At 63.6% G+C, this 20,903-nt stretch carries 21 protein-coding genes and 1 pseudogene; 10 read left to right on the forward strand and 12 right to left on the reverse strand.

Features of this window, described 5'->3' with window-relative positions; translation table 11 throughout:
* Positions 1-83 precede the first annotated feature (83 nt).
* The 3 genes from AC2FMM_RS16580 (at position 84) to AC2FMM_RS16590 (ending at position 4,886) form a co-directional block, all read left to right on the forward strand.
* Positions 84-2,411, forward strand: a complete 2,328-nt coding sequence (locus AC2FMM_RS16580) for a fatty acid cis/trans isomerase (protein WP_496797159.1) — start codon at positions 84-86, stop codon at positions 2,409-2,411.
* Positions 2,412-2,480: 69 nt separating this feature from the next.
* Positions 2,481-3,149, forward strand: coding sequence for a PAQR family membrane homeostasis protein TrhA (gene trhA, locus AC2FMM_RS16585; protein WP_496797160.1), 669 nt, complete (start codon positions 2,481-2,483; stop codon positions 3,147-3,149).
* 207 nt (positions 3,150-3,356) lie between these two features.
* Positions 3,357-4,886, forward strand: coding sequence for a phospholipase D family protein (locus AC2FMM_RS16590; protein WP_496797161.1), 1,530 nt, complete (start codon positions 3,357-3,359; stop codon positions 4,884-4,886).
* Between the two features lie 69 nt (positions 4,887-4,955).
* Here the strand turns inward: AC2FMM_RS16590 and AC2FMM_RS16595 are convergent, their stop codons facing one another.
* From AC2FMM_RS16595 to AC2FMM_RS16640, 10 genes are all read right to left on the reverse strand, one after another.
* On the reverse strand, positions 4,956-5,690 hold the full coding sequence (locus AC2FMM_RS16595) for an amino acid ABC transporter ATP-binding protein (protein WP_496797162.1): 735 nt from the start codon (positions 5,688-5,690) through the stop codon (positions 4,956-4,958).
* On the reverse strand, positions 5,687-6,361 hold the full coding sequence (locus AC2FMM_RS16600) for an amino acid ABC transporter permease (RefSeq protein ID WP_496797163.1): 675 nt from the start codon (positions 6,359-6,361) through the stop codon (positions 5,687-5,689). Before AC2FMM_RS16600 ends, AC2FMM_RS16595 begins: the two co-directional genes overlap by 4 nt.
* A gap of 4 nt (positions 6,362-6,365) precedes the next feature.
* Positions 6,366-7,106 carry an amino acid ABC transporter substrate-binding protein gene (locus AC2FMM_RS16605; protein WP_496713711.1) on the reverse strand — a complete coding sequence of 247 codons (741 nt, stop codon included), beginning with the start codon at positions 7,104-7,106 and terminating at the stop codon, positions 6,366-6,368.
* Positions 7,107-7,407: 301 nt separating this feature from the next.
* Positions 7,408-7,794 (reverse strand): Cu(I)-responsive transcriptional regulator, encoded by a 387-nt coding sequence (gene cueR, locus AC2FMM_RS16610; RefSeq protein WP_496683096.1) that lies wholly within the window; start codon positions 7,792-7,794, stop codon positions 7,408-7,410.
* A gap of 14 nt (positions 7,795-7,808) precedes the next feature.
* Positions 7,809-10,319: a heavy metal translocating P-type ATPase gene (locus tag AC2FMM_RS16615; RefSeq protein WP_496797164.1), complete on the reverse strand. Its 2,511-nt coding sequence runs from the start codon at positions 10,317-10,319 to the stop codon at positions 7,809-7,811.
* Between the two features lie 68 nt (positions 10,320-10,387).
* On the reverse strand, positions 10,388-10,828 hold the full coding sequence (locus AC2FMM_RS16620; RefSeq protein ID WP_496797169.1) for a c-type cytochrome: 441 nt from the start codon (positions 10,826-10,828) through the stop codon (positions 10,388-10,390).
* Positions 10,829-10,898: 70 nt separating this feature from the next.
* On the reverse strand, positions 10,899-11,798 hold the full coding sequence (locus tag AC2FMM_RS16625) for a c-type cytochrome (RefSeq protein ID WP_496797165.1): 900 nt from the start codon (positions 11,796-11,798) through the stop codon (positions 10,899-10,901).
* A gap of 9 nt (positions 11,799-11,807) precedes the next feature.
* Positions 11,808-12,380, reverse strand: a complete 573-nt coding sequence (locus AC2FMM_RS16630; RefSeq protein ID WP_496683086.1) for a c-type cytochrome — start codon at positions 12,378-12,380, stop codon at positions 11,808-11,810.
* 54 nt (positions 12,381-12,434) lie between these two features.
* Complete coding sequence (locus AC2FMM_RS16635; protein ID WP_496797166.1) at positions 12,435-12,755, reverse strand: hypothetical protein; 321 nt, start codon at positions 12,753-12,755, stop codon at positions 12,435-12,437.
* Positions 12,756-12,779: 24 nt separating this feature from the next.
* Positions 12,780-13,229, reverse strand: a complete 450-nt coding sequence (locus AC2FMM_RS16640; protein ID WP_496683079.1) for a c-type cytochrome — start codon at positions 13,227-13,229, stop codon at positions 12,780-12,782.
* Positions 13,230-13,439: 210 nt separating this feature from the next.
* On the opposite strand from AC2FMM_RS16640, the gene AC2FMM_RS16645 reads away from it, so the two are divergent.
* Positions 13,440-13,712, forward strand: coding sequence for a hypothetical protein (locus AC2FMM_RS16645; RefSeq protein ID WP_496685579.1), 273 nt, complete (start codon positions 13,440-13,442; stop codon positions 13,710-13,712).
* On the opposite strand, the gene AC2FMM_RS16650 is transcribed toward AC2FMM_RS16645, so the two are convergent.
* Entirely contained in the window at positions 13,713-14,375 is a 663-nt protein-coding gene (locus AC2FMM_RS16650; protein ID WP_496712002.1) for a L,D-transpeptidase, read from the reverse strand.
* Positions 14,376-14,677: 302 nt separating this feature from the next.
* On the opposite strand from AC2FMM_RS16650, the gene AC2FMM_RS16655 reads away from it, so the two are divergent.
* The 6 genes from AC2FMM_RS16655 to phoB all read left to right on the forward strand — a co-directional run bounded on the left by AC2FMM_RS16655 (position 14,678) and on the right by phoB (position 20,698).
* Entirely contained in the window at positions 14,678-15,715 is a 1,038-nt protein-coding gene (locus tag AC2FMM_RS16655; protein ID WP_496683071.1) for a substrate-binding domain-containing protein, read from the forward strand.
* A 66-nt stretch (positions 15,716-15,781) separates the two neighbouring features.
* Positions 15,782-17,158 (forward strand): phosphate ABC transporter permease subunit PstC, encoded by a 1,377-nt coding sequence (gene pstC / locus AC2FMM_RS16660; RefSeq protein WP_496683068.1) that lies wholly within the window; start codon positions 15,782-15,784, stop codon positions 17,156-17,158.
* Positions 17,151-18,473: a phosphate ABC transporter permease PstA gene (gene pstA / locus AC2FMM_RS16665; RefSeq protein WP_496797167.1), complete on the forward strand. Its 1,323-nt coding sequence runs from the start codon at positions 17,151-17,153 to the stop codon at positions 18,471-18,473. Before pstC ends, pstA begins: the two co-directional genes overlap by 8 nt.
* Before the next feature lie 19 nt (positions 18,474-18,492).
* Positions 18,493-19,290 carry a phosphate ABC transporter ATP-binding protein PstB gene (gene pstB / locus AC2FMM_RS16670; protein WP_496685573.1) on the forward strand — a complete coding sequence of 266 codons (798 nt, stop codon included), beginning with the start codon at positions 18,493-18,495 and terminating at the stop codon, positions 19,288-19,290.
* The gene (phoU, locus tag AC2FMM_RS16675) at positions 19,287-20,015 is read left to right on the forward strand and encodes a phosphate signaling complex protein PhoU (protein ID WP_496742522.1); all 729 of its coding nucleotides are present in this window, start codon (positions 19,287-19,289) and stop codon (positions 20,013-20,015) included. Before pstB ends, phoU begins: the two co-directional genes overlap by 4 nt.
* Entirely contained in the window at positions 20,015-20,698 is a 684-nt protein-coding gene (phoB, locus tag AC2FMM_RS16680; protein ID WP_496797168.1) for a phosphate regulon transcriptional regulator PhoB, read from the forward strand. The genes phoU and phoB overlap by 1 nt, the downstream gene beginning before the upstream one ends.
* Here phoB and AC2FMM_RS16685 read toward each other — a convergent pair.
* A pseudogene (locus AC2FMM_RS16685) lies at positions 20,695-20,903 on the reverse strand (O-antigen ligase domain-containing protein); the annotation flags it as partial. The gene phoB and the pseudogene AC2FMM_RS16685 sit on opposite strands and share 4 nt — an antisense overlap.

A 20,903-nucleotide genomic window follows, 5' to 3' on the forward strand; every position in this document is an offset into this window, starting at 1 on the left:
GGCGGATCAGACTGCGCTGACGTTTCAATTCCTTGATCGGGCAGAGTCCAGCCATGCAGCGCAGCGGATTTTTTCAATTCCGAATGACGGTAGCCGGCCTTGCACTGATCGTTTTGGCTGGGTTGATCATCCCAATGGGTGCCTGCGCCCAGAACACCGTCGAGACGGGCGTGACGGGCACCGTACAGGTCAGAGACCTGCTGAACCGACGATGCGTCGTCTGCCACAGCTGCTATGACGCGCCCTGCCAATTGAAGCTGACCGCGCCCGAAGGCGTGGCGCGCGGCGGGACCAAGCAGGTGGTCTACGACACCGACCGGCTGACAGATGCGCCGCCCACGCGGCTTGGGCTCGACGCCCGGACCGTGCCGGACTGGCGCGCGCTGGGGTTCCACACGGTCGCCGGAGGTCCGGGGCAAAAGCCCGGGCAACTCAGTCTGTTGGAACGCTTTCTGGATCTGGGCCACGCCGCGCCGCTGCCCGAGGGAGAGCCGGTTCCTCAGGAGCTGGGTCTTTCGATCAACCGCGAACTGGTCTGCCCGTCGCCGCAGGAATTCGATGCGTTTCGGCGCAAACACCCCTTGGCCGGAATGCCCTACGCTGCCGCGCGGTTGTCGGATGACGAGTTCACCCTATTGCGCGAATGGGCGCGGGCCGGCGGGACACTCGATCCGGAAGCAGCGGATCTGCCAGCTTCGGTCCAGGCGAAGGTCGATAGGTGGGAGGCCTTTCTGAACGCCGACGATCTCCGTAGCCGGTTGACCAGCCGCTACTTGTTCGAACATCTGTTCCTGGCGCGCCTGCATTTCCCGGATGACGACCCGCGCCGGTTCTTTCAGATGGTAAGGTCCACGACGCCGCCGGGGCAGCCGATCTCCGTTATCGCGTCCCGCCGGCCCTTCGACGACCCCGGCGCAAGGCCGTTCTACTATCGGCTGCAACTTGTGACCGAGACCATCGTGCACAAGGAACACCTGGTTTATCCGTTCGGGTCCCGGCGTATGGACCGGTATCGGGAGCTGTTTCTTGAACCCGACTGGTCGTTGGAACAACTGCCGCCCTATGGCGATGCAGAGGGCGGCAACCCGTTCAGCACCTTCGCTGCGCTCCCCGCCCGCAGCCGCTATGAGTTTTTGTTGGACGACGCGCTGTTCTTCGTGCGCAGCTTCATCCGAGGCCCGGTCTGTCATGGGCAGACGGCGGTCAACGTGATCGAAGACCGGTTCTGGGTCAGTTTCCTTGACCCCGAGGCGGATCTGTCGGTGACCGATCCCAGCTATCTTGCCCAAGGCGCGGCCTATCTCGAATTGCCGGTCGCCAGGGCCGATGAAGGGGTGCTGGGCGATCTCCAATCGCTCTATCACCGCAACCAGGTGGAATACCTTCAGTTTCGCGACGCCCGCTATCGCAACAGCCCGGCGCATCGGACGGGGTTCGGCTATGATGCGATCTGGGACGGGGGCGGGACGAATCCACAGGCATTGATCACCGTGTTTCGGCACTTTGACAACGCCTCGGCGATGATCGGGTTTCACGGCGACATCCCGGAAACCGCTTGGGTGATCGACTATCCGGTGTTCGAGAGGATCTATTACAATCTGGTCGCAGGCTACGACGTGTTCGGCCGGGTCGCGCATCAGCTGGCCACACGGCTGTACATGAATGAGCTGCGTATGGAGAGCGAAGATAGTTTCCTGACCTTCATGCCGGCCGAAATCCGAACCCGGATGCATGATGGCTGGTATCAGGGATTTCTTGCCGAGTTGCACACCTATTGGCATCAGCGCCGTCTCGATGACGATTTCCCGACCGGGATCGCCTTCGGCACCGACAACCCCAAGGCCGAGTTTCTGCTGAACTTGCTGAACCGCGGGAATGGGCTGTGGCCGGTCACCGACCCGATCAATCGCTGCACGGGTGACGCCTGTACCAGCGACCCCAGCGCGGCGCTGCTGCGGCAGTTGTCCAGCCAAACCGGCCCGTGGGTCAGGTATCTGCCCGACCTGTCGGTTTTGCTGGTCGAACATGGCGAAGACCAGACCGAGGTCTTTTCCCTCGTCCATGACAAGGCCCATTCCAACGTTGCATTTCTGTTCCGCGAACACGCACGACGCCTGCCCCGGGACGACACGATCACGGTGTTGCCCGGGCTGATCGGAAGCTATCCCAATTTCTTCTTCCGCGTGTCCAGCGACGCGTTGCCCGACTTCGTGTCTGCCGTGAAGGCGATCCGCTCGCAAAGCGACTATATGAATGTCATCGCCACTTACGGCATACGCAGGACAAGCTCCGACTTCTGGAGGCTCAGCGACCGCCTGCACGAGATGTTGGCACGGCAAGCGCCGGTTCAGTCCGGCGTTCTGGACCTCAACCGCTACAAGGACCCGAAGGCGGACGATCAACCCTCATAGAGGCCCGACACCCGAAGGTCATCGACACCCGGCTTGCCCGGGGCCGAGCGCTGGCCTATCCTGGTGGGGATGAAATCCTTTGCCGAAATTCGCCCGACCTACAGCCGGTCCGAACGCGTCAGCGACGGGGTAGTACATGTACTGGGCGTTGGTGCGGCATTGGTCGCGGTACCGATCCTGGTCGGCCAGACCGTGCAGTCCGGACCCGAGCCCGCCGCGGTCTGGGGCGCGTTGATCTACGGCGTGACGCTTGTCTTGATGCTGAGTTTTTCAGCGCTCTACAACATGAGCCAGAGCCCGGAATGGACCGATGTTCTGCGGTGTCTCGACCACTCGGGGATCTACGTCAAGATCGCCGGAACCTATACGCCGTTCCTGCTGTTGTCCGGCGGGCAGGCGCCGGGCTTGCTGTTTGGTCTGTGGTCGTCGGCCACGCTGGGTTCGGCCCTGAAGATGATCGCTCCGCACAGGTTCCGGTGGTTCGGGCTGGCGCTTTACCTGATGATGGGATGGGCCATCGTGTGGGCAGGCCAGGGTGTTCTGGCCGATCTGCCCTCGGCGGTCGTGATCCTGATGATCGCGGGTGGGCTGGTCTACACGGCCGGCGTTGCGTTCTATCTGCTGGACTGGATCCCGTATCACAACACGATCTGGCATGTGTTCGTGCTGTCGGGCAGCGGTCTGTTTTTTGCCGCTGTCTGCATGCGGGTTCTGCCTGAACCGGTCTTGGGCCTGTAGACGCCGCGCGTTCCAAGTGGTGTTTTTTTTCGCCGTCGGGTGTCTCGGGTCGGAAGGCAGTCGGCTACCACTACGGCGAACGGGGCTGGCCGACCCGCCCTGCGCAATCGCCACAGGTCGCCGAAAACCTGCACCGCTGATCCGCAAGGGGCTTGAACCGGGGGGCCGTGGCAGTGTCATCTGAGACCCTGCGAAGGGAGGGTCTGCATGAAGCTGCGGCAAATCATAGCCGGTCTGGTCTGTCTGGTCGCGCTGCTTGGCTGCGCACCCAAGGAGCGCATGTACGAAAAGACGGTGTCCAACTATCAGCCCGCCCGTGAAGACAGCAAACTGGGACGCGCGGCGCGCCGGTTGGGCGACCCTGGGGACGGGCGGTCGGGCGTGCGACTTGTTAGCGATGGAGAACAGGCGCTGGTCTCTCGGCTGTTGATGGCGGCCGCCGCCGAACGCACGATCGACGCACAATACTACCTGCTGCATGACGACCCGACGGGGCATCTTTTTGCAGCCAGCCTTCTTCAGGCGGCTGATCGCGGAGTGCGCGTCCGCTTGTTGCTGGATGATATGGACACCGCAGGCTATGACGCGATGACCGCCGCACTGGACCTGCACGAAAACATCGAAATCAGGCTGTTCAACCCGTTCTGGCGCGATCAAAGCTTGGTCGTGGCCGGTTTGACCGATTTCAAGCGGATCAATCGACGGATGCACAACAAGTCCATGACGGCCGACAATCTGTTTACCATCGTGGGCGGGCGGAACATCGGGGCCGAGTATTTTCTCGCGCGCGAGGAAATGAACTATGCCGATCTCGATGTGCTGGCTGCGGGGCCGGTGGTGACCGAAGTTTCCAAAAGCTTCGATGACTACTGGAACAGTCCGTTCGCGGTGCCCGCCCGCGCGGTTGTCGAGCCGCCGGAATTCAGCCTTGCCGCCGCCCGCGACCGGTTGCGCCAATTGGTCGAAGACGCGAAGCGGACACCCTATGGCGCCGCGCTGCGCCGGTCGGCGCAGGAAAACTTTGCAGACGGGGCCCTTTCGCTGGATTGGGTGCCGGCCCGACTCTATGCGGACCCGCCTGCCAAGGCAGCCGGCGCCGACATAGCGGATCCGATCCTTGCCGCGCAACTGCTGCCGTATTTCGAGACAGCAAAATCCGAGGTCACCATCGTTTCGGCCTATTTCGTGCCCCGCAACAGCGGTGTCCGGTGGCTGACCGCACTCGAGCGCCGAGGCGTCGATGTCCGGGTCGTCACCAACTCGCTGGCATCGAACGATGTGCTTCCCGTCTATGCCCATTACGCCACGAAACGCAGACCGTTGCTGCGCGGCGGCGTCGATCTGTACGAACTGCGACCCGACAACTATCAACAGCAGCGACAGGGCATCAACTGGGCGCAGTCTCGGTCGGGGCTGCATTCCAAGGCTTTCGCGATTGATGATCGATACCTGTTCGTGGGGTCGTTCAACTGGGACCCCCGCTCGGTCAACATCAACACCGAGATGGGAATCCTGATCGACTCGCCCGCCCTGACCGAACAGGCCATCGGTGCGCTGGACGACGCGCTACCCGCCTATACGTACCGGGTCACGCTGGGGCCAGCCGGGCAGTTGACCTGGCGGACCCGTGCGGCCGACGGAACGGTGCTGGAATATGATGCCGAGCCAACGGGCAGCGCCTGGGATCACATCGTTGCAGGGTTCCTGAGCCTGCTGCCGATCGGGTCGCAGCTGTGAGCAGGGACCACGCCCGATCGTGGCGCGATGGACAGGGGGCTTTGCGCCCCCGAGGGCGGGGCCGCGTCGTCAGGCACTGACGCGCGCCAAAAACCGCTGCAAACGCGGGTCTTTCGGCGCATCGAAGATCTGTGCCGGAGGACCCTGTTCCACGATCCGACCGCCCTCCATGAAGATCACCCGGTCGGCGATTTCGCGGGCAAAACGCATCTCATGCGTGACGATCAACATGGTCTGGCGTTGCGCGGCGACCGAACGCATGAGGTCGAGCACCTCGCCGACCCATTCCGGATCCAGCGCCGAGGTCGGCTCGTCAAACAGCATCAACTGCGCCCCGATCGCCATGGCGCGGCCGATCCCCACACGTTGCTGCTGTCCGCCCGACAGGCTGGCCGGATAGCTGTCGGCCTTTTCCGCCAGACCGATTTCCTTCAGGATGCGACGGCCCTGCGCCTCGGCCTCTGCGCGGGGGCGTTTCTTCACGGTGACCAGCGCTTCCATGATGTTTTCCAGCGCGGTGCGATGTGAAAACAGGCCGTAATTCTGGAACACGAAGGCAGTCGCGCGCCGCAGGGCCAGAATATCGGCACGGCTGGCCCGTGTCGCATCGACCGAAATGCCTCCGACCGTGATGCGGCCCGCATCGGGCGTGTCCAGAAAGTTGATGCAGCGCAGCAACGTCGATTTCCCGGTGCCCGAGGGGCCGATGACGACGACGCGCTCGCCCTTTGCGATCTCGAGATCGATGGTGTTCAGGACGTCGGTGCCGCCAAACCGTTTGGTCAGTCCGTCGATTCGGATCATCGTGCATATGCCTTGTTCAGTCGGATCTCGAGGGCCTTCTGCGCCTGGCTCAGACCTTCGACCATGATCCAGTAGATGACGGCGACCACCAGGAAGGCCTCGAAATACAGGAAGCTGCCCGCCGCCTCTTTCTGGGCCGCGCCCATCATCTCGGTCACGCCGAGGGTGAAGGCCAGCGAGGTGCCCTTGATCATGTCGATGAAGTAGTTGACCAGCGTCGGAGCCGCCACGCGGGCCGCCTGCGGCAGGATCACCCGCCGCATCAACTGGCCTTGGGTCATGCCGATGGAATGCGCTGCTTCCCACTGGCTGCGATCGACGCCGATGATCGCCGCGCGGATGGTTTCGGCCATGTAGGCGGCAAAGTGCAGCGTCAGCCCCATGATCGCGGCGGTCACCCCGTCAATCGCGGTCAGGAAAGACAGAACTTGCGGCAACCCATAGTAGAACAGGAACAGTTGCACCAGCAGCGGCGTGCCGCGGAAGAAACTGATGAACAGCAGTACCAGTTGATCCAGCACGGGCACGCGAAAGACACGTTCCACCGCCAGCGCCACCGCGAGAACCAGCGCCAGCACCATGGCGGCCGAAGCCATCGCCAGCGTCAGCGGCACATAGCCCAAGATGACGGGGACCAGCCCCAGCATGTATTCAAGGTCCAATCCCCGCATGGCTTCAGTTCGCCGTGATGTCGGTTCCGAACCACTTGACCGAGATTTCCGCCAGGGTGCCGTCCTGCTTCAGCTCGGTCAGCGCCGCATCGACCCGGTCGCGCAAAGCCCGGCCTTCCGCGTCATCGCGGAACGGCAGGGCGTTGCGGATTTCCGAGAAGGGCGCGCCGGCCAGCTCCAGCGGCAGCGGGCTTTCGGCGATCAGCTGGGCCGAGGACACGCGGTCCATCACGAAGGCATCGACACGGCCCAAGGCGGTGTCCTGCGCGATGTTGGCCTCGTAGGTCTTGATCTCGATCTCGTCGGAATACGGCAGTTCTTTCAGAAGCTGCTCGAAATTCGAGCCGAGGTTGACGGCGACGGTGTGGCCTTTCAGATCTTCGACCCCCTTGATGGTGTCGTTGCCCTTGCGCACGACCACCTGCGCGCCGTCGATCACATAGGGCTGGCTGAACGCAAACCGGGCTTCGCGTTCGGGGGTGATGGTGATCTGGTTGGCGATCGTGTCGATCCGGCCCGCGTCCAGCGCGCCGATCAGGCCCGAGAACGACATGGTCTCGAACGCGATGTCCAACCCTGTCTTTTCGCCAACGGCGTTCATGACGTCGACCTCGAAGCCCTGAAGCACGTCCTGCTTAACGAAGGTAAAGGGGAAATACCCGCCCGACATGCCCACGCGCAGGGTTTCGGCGGTTGCGGCAGTGCCCAGGCCCAAGGCCAGAACGGTTGCTAGGATACGGTTCATTTCGGCAAACCTCTGTTATGCGTAGGCCGCGGAAATTGGGTATCGGCAAAGCCAAGTCAACCGGGTGGGCTAACAAAAGACGCTCTGTTCGGGACACTGGGTTGGGGCGAAACTCGGTTCGTAACTTGCGCCCCGTTTCCGAACGAGCGTTTTACAAAGCTTTATTCGCAGAGGTGGATGTTCCTTCCCAACGCCTTGATGTCGGCGTTGGGCTTTTTCTGGAGTGATGTCGAGGACAAACGAGACCGGACGACGCGGGTTTCCGCCACCATCCTGTGGAATGTGTCGCAGACGGATGCGGTCAAATCCGCCCAAGGTCATTCAAGATCGGACAATCCGGGCGGTCATCGCCGGCACATTCCGCGACCAGGTGAGACAGCGTGGCGCGCATGGCCTTGAGATCGGCGATCTTCGCGTCGATTTCCTTCAGGTTCTGCTTGGCGATGCGCTTTACATCGGCGCTGGCGCGACGCTTGTCCTCGTACAGTGCCAAAAGCGTCCGGCAGTCTTCGATGGTAAAGCCCAGCGACCGGGCGCGGCCGATGAACGCCAGTTTGTGCAGCTCTTTTTCGTCGAAATGCCGGTATCCGTTGGCGCCGCGCCGGGGTTTGATAAAGCCGATGTCTTCGTAGTAACGAATGGTCTTGGCCGGAAGGCCCGAGCGCTCGGCGACATCTCCGATATTCATGGTTCCCTCCTTGTCTAGTCGGCATTGGCCGGGTTGAGCGTCAGGATGCGGGTTTCTTCGGGAGCGTCCTGTGGTGTTCGGGCCGGTTTCACCCAACGCAGCCGCAAGGCGTTGGACAGGACGAAAACGCTGGACAGCGCCATCGCGCCCGCGGCCAGAACCGGCGACAGAAGCGGCCCGCCGAACGGGTGCAGAACCCCGGCGGCCACCGGGATCAGCAGCGTGTTGTAACCAAAGGCCCAGAACAGGTTCTGCCGGATGTTGCGCATGGTGCGTCGGCTGATGTCGAACGCGTTGACCACGCCGGTCAGGTCACCGGAGATCAGCACCACGTCAGCCGCCTCGATCGCGATGTCGGTGCCGGTGCCGATGGCAATGCCCACATCCGCCGCCGCCAGCGCGGGCGCATCGTTGATGCCGTCGCCCACGAAGGCCAGCTTGCCTCCGTCTGCGCGCAGGCTTTCGAGCGCTGCCACCTTGCCTTCGGGCAGCACCTCGGCGACCACGTGGTCGATGCCCAGTTGCGCGGCGATGGCCCGGGCCGTAGCGGCGTTGTCACCGGTGATCATCGCGACCTTTAGACCCAGGTCATGCAAGGCCTGGATGGCGGCAGGCGTACCGGGCTTGATCGGATCGGCCACAGCGATCACCGCCGCGATACGCCCGTCGATCGCGGCATAGAGAGGCGTTTTCCCCTTGGCGGCCAGGTTCGCGCCGCGCTCTGCCAGCCCGCCGATCTCGATCCCCTCGCGGGCCATAAGGCGGTCGGCGCCGATCAGAACCCGGTGACCTTCGACCATTGCCTGCACCCCGTACCCGGTGATCGAGTCAAATCCTTCGGGACTGGGCAGGGTCAGCCCGCGGGTCTCGGCGGCCCGGGTGATCGCGGTTGCGATCGGGTGTTCCGACGTGGCCTCGACCGCGGCGACAAGGCGCAGCACCGCGTCCTCGGTCATGCCGTCGGCCACGATCAGGTCGGTCAGTTCGGGCCGGCCCTCGGTCAGCGTGCCGGTCTTGTCCAGCGCAACGACGGTGGTTTCCTGAAGCATCTGCAGCGCGTCCCCCTTGCGGAACAGCACACCCATCTCGGCCGCACGCCCGGTGCCCACCATGATCGAGGTCGGCGTGGCCAGACCCATGGCGCAGGGGCAGGCGATGATCAGAACCGAGACCCCGGCCACCAGCGCCAGGCTCAGCGCCGGGTCCGGGCCGAACAGCAGCCAGACCAGAACCGTCACCACGGCAACCGAGATCACGGCCGGAACGAACCACAGGGTGATCCGGTCGACCAGACCCTGGATGGGCAGCTTGGCCCCCTGTGCCTGTTCGACCATCTGGATGATCTGCGCCAGCATCGTGTCGGCCCCGACCTTTTCGGCCTGGAAGGTCAACGCCCCCGTTCCGTTCACGGTGCCGCCAACCACGGCGGCGCCCTCGGCCTTTTCGACCGGCACCGGTTCGCCAGTGATCATGCTTTCATCCACATAGGACCGCCCGGTCAGCACGGCGCCATCCACCGGGATCTTCTCGCCGGGGCGGACATGCACGATGTCGCCCACGACGATCTGATCGACGGGCAGTTCCACCACGCGGCCATCGCGCTCGACCCGCGCGGTCTTTGCTTGCAGCCCCACCAGCTTGCGGATCGCCTCACCGGTGCGGCCCTTGGCGCGCGCCTCGAGGAAGCGGCCCAGCAGGATCAGCACCACGATGACCGCCGCCGCCTCGTAATAGACGTTTGCGGTGCCCGCCGGTAGCAGGCCAGGCGCAAAGGTCGCCACCAGCGAGTACCCATAGGCCGCCGCCGTCCCCAGCGCGACCAGCGAGTTCATGTCGGGCGCGCCCCGGAACAAGGCCGGAAAGCCCTTGGTATAGAATTGCAGCCCCGGCCCGAACAGAACGATCGTGGTCAGTACGAATTGCAACAGGTGGCTGGTCTGCAGGCCGATCGTCTGGGCAATCAGATGGTGCATTCCGGGAACGACATGCGCGCCCATTTCCAGAACAAAGACAGGCAGAGCCAGGATCGCGGCAAAACTCGTGCGCCGGGCCAGGTGCTGGATTTCCTCGGTTTTGCGGTCCTCGGGCTCGGGCCGTGCCGCATCTCGGAGGGTGGCGGCGTAGCCCGCCGCCGTGGCCAGCGCGGCGATGGCCTCGGGCGTGGTGGAGCCTGCCACATAGCGGACTGTGGCAGTTTCCGAGGCCATGTTGACCGAGGCCGCCACGACCCCCTGCCCCGCCGACAGCGCCCGTTCCACGCGGCCCACGCATGAGGCGCAGTTCATTCCCTGAATGTCCAGCGTGACCTCTTCGATCGCGGAGGGATACCCGGCCGCCTCGAGCGCGCCGAGGATGGTCGGCAGGTCAGCGGGCGCGTGGAAATCGACCTGGGCGCTTTCGCTGGCCAGGTTGACCGAGGCGTCCTCGACGCCGGGCACGGCCTTCAGGGCTCGCTCGACGCGGCCGACGCACGAGGCGCAGCTCATTCCCTGAACCTGAAGGCGGGCGTGTGAAATCTGGGTCATGTCGTCACCATTGAATCGCTGCTGACCCGCTACATAAGGGTTCCAGCAGGTGGAAGGTCAAGGTGCACTCAGCGAAAGTCCTCGAAAGGTCCGCCGTCTTCGGCCTCGGTCCGCAGTTGCTGCATCTCGCGTTCGCGTTCCGTCCAACTGGATTTGATGAAACCGAGGATGTCTCGGATCTCTGCATCGGTCAGGGTATCGGCGAAACCGGGCATGCCACTTTGTACCCCGGTCACGCCCATGCGTTTCAGCGTCTCGGCACCGCCCAGCTTGGTATAGGCGAACAGCATACCGTCTCCGTGATGCCAAGTATGGCCGGTGCGGTCATGCGGCGGGGCCGGCAGAACACCGTTGGAGTCGGGCGTCTGCCAGTCCGGCTGACCCTCAAGGTTGGCCCCGTGGCACGCGGCGCAGTTCTCGGCATAGAGCACCGCCCCCCGCACCGGATCGGAGGGTTCGTCACTGAGGTCAGCGCCTGAAATCCATCCAAAGGCGCCAGCAGCACCCATCACGACGGCGGCCGTCAGCGCCACCCAGGGCAATGTCGTCCTGCGCGGCCGGCCCCGCGGCTCCACCTTTTCACCGTCCGTCATGGTCGTCCAACAAATAGGTGGCCATGGCGCGGCGGTCTGCTTCGGTCAGGAAGCTGGTGCCGTAGGTCACGACCTCGCCCATGGCACCGCCGAATACGTCACCGTCGGGCATAATGCCGGTGCGCAGGGCATAGGCCAGGTTGTCGACCGTCCAGCCCAGCCTCTGCAGGGTTTCATAGTCGATGGCCGGCGCCTTGTCGCCGCCCGGCAGTGCATCACTGCCCTTGAAATGCTCGGTATCCGATTTGCGGGCACCAAACAGATTGCGCCCGGTGTGGCAGGCGGCACAGTGAGTGGCGCCTTCGACCAGCAGCCGGCCGCGGTTCCACACATCACCTTTGCCGGGGACCGGATCGGTGCGCGGAGGCTCGAGGAACGCCGCGCGCCACAGTTTCAGCCCCCAGCGCTGGTTGAAGGGAAAGGCCATCTGCTGCGCGCGGGACGGCGTGCCCACCGGCGGCACGGTCTGGAACGCCGCCCACAGGTCGGCAATGTCCTGATCGGTGAAATCGGCGTAGAACGGGTACGGGAAGGCTGGGTAATAGGGCTGCCCGTCCGGCGCCACGCCTTGACGCACGGCCTTGGCAAATTCCTCGATCGACCAGCCGCCAATGCCGTGGTCCGGGTCTGTGGTCAGGTTCGGGGAATACACCGTGCCAAAGGGTGTTTCGAGCTTGACGCCGCCGGCCAGGGGCGCGCCACCCTCGGCGAAATTGGTGTGGCAGGCGATGCAGCCGCCCGCCCGCGCCAGGTAGGCCCCGCGGTCAACGTCGCCCGTCAGCTCGGGCAGTTGCGGCGTCAGACCGATTGGCCACGCGACCACGGCGGCCAGCCCCGCCGCAGCCAGTACGGCAGAGGCAAGGCCCAAGCGATAGATGCGTTTCATCGTGGCACCCTATTCCGACCGGAACCGCGTGTGACAGGCCGAGCAGTTCTGGCCCAGCATCATGAACACGCCATCGGCGGGCATCTCGGACAGCTCCTCGCGCCCGGGGGTTCCGCCCATCATGGCCCCGCCCCCCATCATCGAGGCGCCACCCATCATGCCCGATCCGCCCATCATGCCGGACCCTTGACCGGCACGGGCCATCATCAGCCCGTTGTCGGCCGCAAGGACCAGCCCCTCGGCATAGGTCTGCAGCTGCTCGGCCAGTTCGGCGAAGGCTTCCCAGTCCTGCCAGATCTCGGGTTTGGCCTCGGAGGGCATGCCGTCGCTGCCTTCGGGGAACAGCCGTGTCATGCTGTCACCGGCATGGCGCCCGATCGTCTCGGCCGCGCGCCGGACTGTGGCGGCGTCATAGGGTGTCTTGCCCTGCATCATCGGCGTCAGGGTCTTCATCGCGTCCTTCATGGCGGACATACCGTCCATGCGTTCCTTCACGATCCCGGTGGCGCCACCATGCGCCAGGGCGGTTACGGCGATCATCGACGCCAGCACGGCTCCCGTCGTCAGTTTTGAAAGGGTCATCGTCTTGTCCTGTTTGTCTGCTTCAACTCGCCCCCGAAAGGGGCCTTTCGTGACTCAGGACACGGCGCGCGGCGGGGGCGGATCGAACAGGGCCACCGGCAACATCCGGTACCGGCCCGGCGGGATGGCACGGCGGCTGATCCTTGATACCAGAGCGGAAACGACGGGCGCGGCCACGGTCATTGCCACGCCGTTGCAGAAGGCCCCGCCGTGGCAATGACCCGGGTGGCCCTGTTCGACATGGTCGGGGTCGGATGTTTCCAGATCGACGACGGCATGTGTACCCCTATCGCCCCCATGCGCCAAGGCGGGTTCCGAGAACACCAGAACACCGGCCAAGACCAAGCCCAAGGCCAGAAGCCACCGTCCGATCATCCTGTCCGCCCAGCTGTGCAAGGTTCAGTCTATCCCGTTCTCGCGCTGCAGTTCCCTGACATAGGCAACGATGCCCTGCACGTCTGCACGGGTCAAGCCAGCGACCGGCGGCATGTCGCCAAAGCGCCAGTGATGGGCCTGAACACCATATTGAACCGCCCGCTGAAAGGCCTCGTCCCCGTGGTGGCTGGGCTCATAGATCTTGTGTACCAACGGCGGCGCCAGCCCTTCCAGCCCCGTCGCATTCATTCCATGGCAGGCTGCGCATTTAGCGTCAAAGGCAACCTTTCCCATCTGCGCCTGCGCACTGAACGTCGCCGGCACCCGGACCTGCGCGATTGGTTCCCCCTGCGACAGCGACGACGTATCGGGCACCGCCATCGAATGGCCCGTAGGCTGCTGGTTGAAGTTGTAGACAAATACGGCAGCGCCCGCGATCAGAACGCCGCCAATCAAAAGCGTCAGTTTGTTCATCGGCTCGTTTCACTTGGTTGTAGATGCATTCGCTGTTTGCGCGTCTTCTGCCGCCTTACCGCGCTGGAAGGTCAACCCAAATTTGTTCGCAACGCCCTGCGCAGAAAAGCCACGCTGTCACACCTATTGTACGCAGCGAATTGAACTGCGCGCGTCAGGATGCAACTTTGTGCGGCAAACGGACCGGGAAACAGCACGGGGAAGTACACGATGTTGGCCAAATCGGACTTGAAATATGCGGCAGTTTTGCTGGCAGTGGGCGCCTGCACGGAAACCGCGTCGATGTCCGGCGCGTCCGCGCCCGGCGACCTGGCCAAGGTGCCCGAAGGGGTGATCGCAATTGCCGCGCCCGGCCAGAACCTGAACGCGGTTCGGATCATGCCCGAGGATGGGTGTTACTGGTACCGCCATGTCGGCCCGGTCGAGACGACCTATCTGCCGCTCAGAACCGTCGAGGGGCGCCCGATCTGCGCCCGCGCCTGATCAGGCCGAGGCCGTGATCGGCTGCTCGGGCGGGTAGAGATGTGCCGTGGCGCCGGGCTGAACCCGGTCATACAGGCCGATGATATGCGCCATCACCATGCGCACGCAGCCTGAACTGGCGCGGCCACCTATCGACCGGGGATAAGGCGTGCCGTGGATGCGCAGATAGGTGTCGCGGTTGCCCTGATACAGATAGAACGCCCGCGCCCCCAGCGGGTTTTTCGGCCCGCCCGGCATGCCGTCGGCGAACTGGGCATAATCCTGCGGGTCGCGGCGGATCATGTCGGCGGTGGGCGTCCAGCGCGGCCATTTGGCCTTGCGTTTGATCGTATAGGTTCCGGGCTCGTACAGATCACCGCGCGCGATGGCCACGCCGTAGCGCATGGCGGTACCGCCATCTTCGATGAAATACAGATACCGCGCCACCGCATCCACATGGATGTCGCCGGGTTTCAGCGGCCGGTTGGTCTGAACCCGGCGGGGCAGGAACCGCGGATGCAGACCCCAGGGGTTCGACGCGGCCGGATCGTAATTGGCCGGCGTGACCTGCGCATCCCATGCTGCCCATTGAGACGCGGTCGCGGCCGACGCAGGCAACGCACCCAGAATCGGCTGCGAGAACAAGGCAAGCGATGTCGCAACAAAGTGTCGTCTGGTCAGCATATCAACGCTCCTGTCACCCGGCCATCGGTATGATTCGAAACTGGATCACCAAGATCCTCGAATCGGGGCGCCGAGTCCATTCACTTGTGTGTATGGGGCCATTTTCCCTGCACGCCAGGTGTTATTTGGACCGCCTCATCTCCATTTCAGCAGGATTCGGCGCAGGAGATCCCGCAAAAACCCGAACCCTGCGCGCTTTGTCATGAAACTGTTACACTGCCGTTACATAAGCGTCGCACGTCCCGCTTAGAGCAGTCGCCAAGGCCGCAGGGGGCGGCCAAAGCTGAGTTTCAGGAGTGACCATGACCACCATCAAACTGACCGCTTCGGTTCTGGCAATCACCGCCATTGCTGCGTCTGCTGCTTCGGCGCGCGACGCCATCCGCATCGTCGGATCTTCGACCGTGTTCCCGTACACCCAGGCCGTCGCCGAGCAGTTCGCCAACAACACCGGCGCAGCCTCGCCCATCGTCGAATCGACCGGTACCGGCGGCGGCATGAAAATCTTCTGCGAAGGCATCGGTGAAAACACCGCCGACATCACCGGCGCATCGCGTGCCATGAAGGCCTCGGAATACGAGCTGTGCCAAAAGAACGGCGTCACAGACATCTCGGAAGCCCTGATCGGGTTCGACGGCCTGTCGATCGCCATCTCGCGCGGCAATGATCAGGACTGGGACCTGTCGCTGGGTGACATCTACTTGGCCCTTGGCGCCCAGGTGCCGGTTGATGGCGAGTGGAAGGACAACCCGTTCAAGACCTGGAACGAAGTCAACCCCGACCTGCCAGCCGTGGAAATCCTGGCTTATGGCCCGCCGCCGACCTCGGGCACCCGCGACGCCTTCGTCGAGCTGGCGATGCATGCCGGCTGCGAAGAGCTGGATTTTGTCAAGAATGGCGGGTTTGATGGCGACTGGGTCAAGGAAAACTGCTCGCGCATGCGCACCGACGGACCCTTCGTCGAAGCAGGCGAGAACGACAACCTGATCGTTCAGCGCCTCGAGGCCGACCCGAACGCCGTTGGCATCTTCGGCTACTCGTTCCTGTACGAAAACTTGGATAAGCTGAAGCCGGTCAAGATCGAAGGCGTCGAGCCGAATGCCGACACCATCGCCGACAAGTCCTATCCGGTGTCCCGCCCGCTGTACTTCTACGTCAAAAACGCGCATCGCGGCGTGATCCCGAACTTGGACGAATTCCTGGAAGAATACATGTCGGACGACGCGCTGGCCGCTGACGGCTATTTGGCCGAGCGTGGCCTGGTGGCCCTGTCCGACGAGCGCCGTGAAGAGCTGCAGGACGCAATCCTGAACGGCCAGAACATGGAACCCAAGTCGTAAGACTTGCAATTCACGGGGCTGTCCGGCCACGAAACCGGGCAGCCTATTTTTTTGCCTGGGGGGCAGATGACGACTTTCGTGTTTGCGGCGCTGTTGGGCGTCAGTATCCTTGGATATTTGCTGAACCGGCGGGCTGCAGCCGGTCTGCGCGCAGATGGGGCGCGTCTGCACTCTCTGCCCGGCTATCACGGGCTGTTTTCTTTTCTGTCCACGCTGGTTCCGGTCTTTGTGCTGATCGTACTGTGGCTGATCCTGCAAGGCCCGGTGATCGACCATGTGGTCATGTCGGGCCTGCCTGCCGGCAGCCTTGACGGATTGGACACTGGCGGGCGCCAGTTGGTGCTGGCCGAGATTAAGTCGATCTCGCGCGGGCAGATCTTCGGCGAGCCCGAACAATGGAAGATGGCCGCGGCCCAGCGGTATCTTGAGCTCCATAAGATGTCGGGATGGGTTCTGCTGTCGATCGTCCTCGTTCTGTCGTTGGCGATCGTGGCCTTTGCCCGCTCGCGCGTGGGGGCTGCGTTCCGCGCTCGCCACGGGGTCGAGCGCATCGTGTCAAGCCTGATGATCTTCTGCTCGACCGTCGCCATTTTTACGACCGTCGGTATCATTGCCGCGCTGCTGTTCGAATCCATCCGCTTTTTCGAGATGGTGCCGATCACCGAGTTCTTCTTTGGCCTGAATTGGGAACCGCAGATCCCTCTGCGCGAAGACCAGATTGCGGCCGAAGGTGCCTTCGGCTGGCTTCCGGTCATTCTCGGCACCATCGTCATAACCGTGGTCGCGCTGTTCCTGGCGGTTCCGGTGGGCCTGTTGTCGGCCATCTACCTGAACGAATTCGCACCCGACCGCTTGCGGGCGGTGGCCAAGCCGGTGCTGGAGATCCTGGCCGGCGTGCCGACTGTAGTCTATGGCTTCTTCGCGATCCTGGTGGTGGCGCCGGCGATGCGCAGTTTCGGCGCCTCGCTGGGCATTCCGGTGTCGCCCAACACGGCGCTGGCCGCAGGCAGCGTGATGGGCATCATGCTGATCCCGTTCATCTCGTCTTTCACCGATGACGCCCTGTCGGCGGTACCGCGTTCGCTGCGCGACGGGGCGCTGGCGCTGGGGGCAACCCGGGCCGAGACGGTTCTGAACGTGCTTTTCCCTGCCGCCATTCCCGGCATCGTCGGTGGCATCCTGTTGGCCGTCAGCCGCGCGATCGGGGAAACCATGATCGTGGTCATGGCCGCCGGCCTGATCGCCTCGCTGACCATCAACCCTCTGGACAGCGTAACCACGGTGACCGTGCAGATCGTCACGCTTCTGATCGGCGACACCTCGTTCGACAACCCCAAGACGCTGGCGGCCTTTGCCCTTGGCATGATGCTGTTCGTCGTCACCCTGATCATCAACGTCTTCGCGCTGCGCATCGTGCGCAAGTACCGCGAAGCCTATGACTGAGGCCAAGACCATGGCTGACCTGACCGCAGGACCCGAAAAGACGCCCCCGCAGGACAACACCGCCGACGCCGTACGCGCCAGCCTGACCCGCCGCAACCGCAAGCAGAAGCTGCTGCAGGGCTTGGGCCTGGGCGCCATCGGCTTTGCCTTTCTGATGCTGTTCATCCTGGTGGCCTCGCTGGTATCGTCGGGATATCAGGCCTTTACCCAGACCAAGATCACGCTCGAGGTTTATGTCGACCCCGAGGAGATCAAGCCCGAAAAGCTGCCGCGCGGCGGCTTCAAGGACGTGCTGCAAGCCTCGCTGTCCGAGTTGCTGCCCGAGGTGGACACCAGCGACCGGGCCACCCGTAAGGCCCTGGCGGGCATCCTGTCCAACGGCGCCCAGTTTCAACTGCGCGACCGGGTGGTGGCTGACCCTTCTCTGATCGGGCAGACCATCACGCTGACGGTGCCGGTATCGGATCCGTATGACCAACTGAACAAGGGCACCATCGACCGCGACACGCCCGAGCAGAACCGCCGTCTGAACGATGCCGAGATCGCCTGGTTCGACCAGCTGAAAGCCCAAGGTGTAATCAGCAAGCCGCTGAACACCGGCCTGGTCACCAATGCCGACAGCCGATTCCCGGAACTGGCTGGTCTGAAGGGCGCGCTGATCGGGTCGTTCTGGGCGCTGTTCGTATGTTTCGCGATTTCCTTCCCGCTGGGCATCGGCGCGGCGATCTACCTTGAAGAATTCGCGCCCAAGAACAAGATCAGCGACTTCATAGAGGTCAATATCAACAACCTGGCCGCGGTGCCGTCGGTCGTGTTCGGCCTGCTGGCGCTGGCGGTGTTCATCGGCTGGTTCGGCCTGCCGCGCTCGGCCCCGTTCGTGGGCGGCATGACGCTGGCGCTGATGACCATGCCGACGATCATCATCGCCACCCGCGCCGCGCTCAAGGCGGTGCCGCCGTCAATCCGCGAGGCGGCCCTGGGCATCGGCGCGTCCAAGCATCAGGTGGTGTTTGGCCATGTGCTGCCGCTGGCGATGCCCGGCATCCTGACCGGAACGATCATCGGGCTGGCGCAGGCGCTGGGGGAAACGGCCCCGCTGCTGCTGATCGGGATGAACGCGTTCATCACCTCGGCCCCGGCCGGCCCGTTCGACAGCGCCACCGCCCTGCCCACCCAGATCTTCATCTGGGCCGACAGCCCCGAGCGCGGCTTCGTCAGCCGGACCTCGGCGGCGATCCTGGTGCTGCTGGGTTTCCTGGTCACGATGAATGCCATCGCGATCTATCTTCGGAACAAATTCGAGCGCAGCTGGTAAGCGCAAAGGGATCATCATGATGAATGACATGAGCAAGATCGAACCGGGCGTCGCCGTCGATGCCGTCAAGATAAAGGCGCAGGACGTCCAGGTCTTCTATGGCGAAACCCAGGCGATCAAGGACGTCTCGGTGGACATTCTCGACAAGACGGTCACGGCCTTTATCGGGCCGTCGGGCTGCGGCAAGTCGACGTTCCTTCGCTGCCTCAACCGAATGAACGACACGATCGACATCTGCCGCGTCAAGGGCGACATCCGGCTGGACGGCGAGGATATCTATGACCCCAGCATCGACCCGGTGCAGTTGCGGGCGCGGGTGGGAATGGTGTTCCAGAAACCCAACCCGTTCCCCAAGTCGATCTATGACAACATCGCATACGGCCCACGCATCCACGGGCTGGCCAAGACCAAGGCCGACCTGGACGAGATCGTGGAAAAATCCCTGCGCCGCGGCGCCATCTGGGACGAGGTCAAGGACCGGCTGCATGCGCCCGGCACAGGCCTGTCGGGCGGCCAGCAGCAGCGCCTGTGCATCGCCCGCGCCATCGCCACCTCGCCCGAGGTTCTGCTGATGGACGAGCCATGCTCGGCGCTGGACCCGATCGCCACCGCGCAGGTGGAAGAACTGATCGACGAACTGCGCGAGCGGTTCTCGGTTGTGATCGTGACCCATTCGATGCAGCAGGCCGCCCGCGTCAGCCAGAAAACCGCGTTTTTCCACCTGGGCAGCCTTGTCGAATACGGTGACACCGGCCAGATCTTCACCAACCCCGAAGATCCCCGCACCGAATCCTATATCACCGGGAGGATCGGATGACCGACGAAGCCATGAAGGAAAAGCACATCGTCCGGTCCTTCGACACGGAATTGGAGGCCGTCCAGGCACACCTGATGCGCATGGGTGGGCTGGTCGAAACCGGGCTGTCCGATGCAATCAACGCGTTGCGCGATCGGGATATGGATCTGGCCCAACGGACGGTCAAGGCCGACCGCAGCATCGACGAGTTGGAAGAGCTGGTGAAGACCGAGGCCGCCAACATCATAGCGCGCCGTGCCCCCACCGCCGTCGATCTGCGCGTGGTTCTGGCCACCTTCACCATCGCCAATCAACTGGAACGCAGCGGCGACCACGCCAAGAACATCGCCAAGCGCGCCATCACCATCGCGGCATCGTCCAGCCTGGACGAGGTGACCGCGGCGATCGCACGCCAGGCCCAGTTGGTCCAGGCCATGCTGGCCGACGCACTGGATGCGTTTATGCAGCGTGATCTGGACGCGGCGCAAAGCATCCGTGAACGCGATGCCGAGGTGGATTCGATCTACAACAACGTGTTCCGGACCCTGCTGACGCACATGATGGAGAAACCGGCCAATATCACCGTCGGTATGCATTTGCACTTTGTCGCAAAAAATCTTGAGCGGATCGGCGACCACGCCACCGGCATCGCCGAGCAGACGATCTATTTGGTCACCGGCGAGTTACCGGATGATGATCGTCCACGTCAGGATCAGACACCAACGGAAATGACCGAGGTCCGGTGATGTCCACCCCTACGATCCTTGTCGTCGAAGACGAGCCGTCCCAGCGCGAGATCATCCGCTACAATCTTGAGGCCGAGGGGTTCACGGTCGTACAGGCCGAGAACGGCGACGAAGCCCTGCTGCAGATCAAAGAGGCCCCGCCCGACCTTATCTTGCTGGACTGGATGCTGCCCGGCGTTTCCGGGATCGAGATCTGCCGGCAGCTAAAGATGACCGCGGCCACCCGTGCGATCCCCGTGATCATGCTGTCGGCCCGGTCCGACGAGGTCGACAAGGTGCGGGGGCTGGAAACCGGTGCCGACGACTATGTCACCAAGCCTTATTCGGTGATCGAGCTGATGGCCCGGGTCAAATCCCAGTTCCGGCGGACCCGCCCCGCTGCCGTGGGCGAGCGGTTGGAATACGATGACATCGTTCTGGATGGCGAAACCCACCGTGTGACCCGCGCGGGCGAGGACATCAAGCTGGGTCCGACCGAGTTCCGGCTGCTGTCGACCTTCATGGAAAAGCCGGGCCGGGTCTGGAGTCGCGAACAATTGCTCGACCGGGTCTGGGGGCGCGATATCTACGTGGATACCCGGACCGTCGATGTGCATATCGGGCGTTTGCGAAAAGCTTTGACGGTGCGTGGGGGGGATGACCCGATCCGCACCGTGCGCGGAGCCGGTTACGCGCTCGGCTAAGCCCTGACCTCTGCCATTTCGCGCAGGTGGCACCCCAGCATCAGCAGCGCGGGCCAGAGCAGATAGGCCTCGATCTCGATGTTTTCGCCGAAGGTCAGCAGAAGCAGGGTCATCAGCAGGCCCAGCGGCAGCCGCCCGCGCGCCGACCGGACCGCGTCGGTGATCACCGCGCCGAAATGCACGGCGAAGGGGACAAGAAACGCCA

The sequence above is a fragment of the Ruegeria sp. BHSC043 genome (genome assembly GCF_059612985.1).